3 protein-coding genes are annotated in these 1,153 nt (G+C 68.1%); all 3 read right to left on the bottom strand.

Going from position 1 to position 1,153, the window contains the following annotated elements; all coding sequences use genetic code 11:
- Positions 1 to 109: 109 nt before the first annotated feature.
- The 3 genes from L8F96_RS18535 to L8F96_RS18525 are packed head-to-tail and all read right to left on the bottom strand — an operon-like array spanning position 110 to position 1,004.
- On the bottom strand, positions 110 to 232 hold the full coding sequence (locus L8F96_RS18535) for a hypothetical protein (RefSeq protein ID WP_334657024.1): 123 nt from the start codon (positions 230 to 232) through the stop codon (positions 110 to 112).
- 24 nt (positions 233 to 256) lie between these two features.
- Positions 257 to 808 carry a lysozyme gene (locus tag L8F96_RS18530; RefSeq protein WP_334657023.1) on the bottom strand — a complete coding sequence of 184 codons (552 nt, stop codon included), beginning with the start codon at positions 806 to 808 and terminating at the stop codon, positions 257 to 259.
- Positions 801 to 1,004, bottom strand: a complete 204-nt coding sequence (locus tag L8F96_RS18525; RefSeq protein ID WP_334657022.1) for a hypothetical protein — start codon at positions 1,002 to 1,004, stop codon at positions 801 to 803. Before L8F96_RS18525 ends, L8F96_RS18530 begins: the two co-directional genes overlap by 8 nt.
- Between the last annotated feature and the right edge of the window lie 149 nt (positions 1,005 to 1,153).

Genomic DNA, 1,153 nt, shown 5'->3' with positions numbered 1-1,153 from the left:
GCACTAACAATCACCCCGGACCACCCGGTGGGGGCTGCTCAGTAGCGCGATACCCGCTCCTAGTTCGTGCTTTCGAGTATGATTGCGCTCTAACCGAAGCACATCGCGATCACCGCGCCGGCACATCCTTCTTCGCCTTCGGCGCCAGCTTCTTCGCGGCGACGGCGGCGATCGCCGACACAGCCCAAGGCAGCACGACCTCGCGCGCGATCGTCTTCAGCAGTTCCTTCATGGTCGTCTCCTTCGGGGTGGTTGATCAAAGACCGGTGCGGCAGAGCTGGCGCTCGCGCTCCCGGCGCAGGACGAGGCCGCGCAGCACCTTTCCGCCGGCGTATTTCCACATCGGGAAGGCATCGCAGCCCGCCGTCCACTGCCCGGCGTTGAAGCGCCTGGCGGCCGTCGATTTGCAGAAGCTGGGCCAGCCGATGTTGTAGGCCAGGCTGACCGAGGCGGCGGCCTGGTTCGGGCGGCCGTAGAGCGCCGGCACGCACGCGATGACGCGGGTGGCCATCTCGATCAGCTCGGCCTCGAGCAGCGCGGTGCATTGCGCCTCGGTGTAGGTCTGACCCATGCGAACGCCGCGGGTGATGCCGTCACAGGCGGTCGGCACCTTCACCGCGTCCAGGTAGGCGCGCAGATACTGCGGACCCGAGACGTGGCGGATCGTGGCCTGGCCGGTGGGGGCGATCGTCACCGCGACCTTGCGGCCGCTCTCATCGGCCGGGATCGAGGTGAACAGCGCGATCGCGCCGGCGATGCTGCCCAAAACGCCGGCGAGCGTCTTCGGCCCGGGCTTCATATCAGCCATCGATCTTCTCTCCCTTGCGGGCACGGCCGAGCAGCTCGCGCACGGTGTCGGTTTCGAAGATCCGGATCAGCGTCCAGATGATGGTGAGCAGCGCGGCGAGGTGCGGCAGCAGCTGCGTGACGGTGCCGACGGCGACGCCGAACGACAGGACGTCGACCGACGCCTTCGCGGCGCCGGGCACATGGTCCAGCGTCATCGATGTTCTCCAGGGTAAAGGCGCCGGCGCGGGATGCGCCCACGATGGGTGCGGCCTCAGCCGTGCTGCACGTCGATCCAGGCGCGGCCGTCGCGGATCGCCCAGACCTGAGCAGCCCCCACCGGGTGGTCCGGGTTGATTGTTAGTGC

It is taken from the genome of Sphingomonas panaciterrae, from assembly GCF_036890205.1.
Lineage (GTDB): Bacteria > Pseudomonadota > Alphaproteobacteria > Sphingomonadales > Sphingomonadaceae > Sphingomonas > Sphingomonas panaciterrae.
This window is presented reverse-complemented; position numbering and strand designations above follow the sequence as displayed.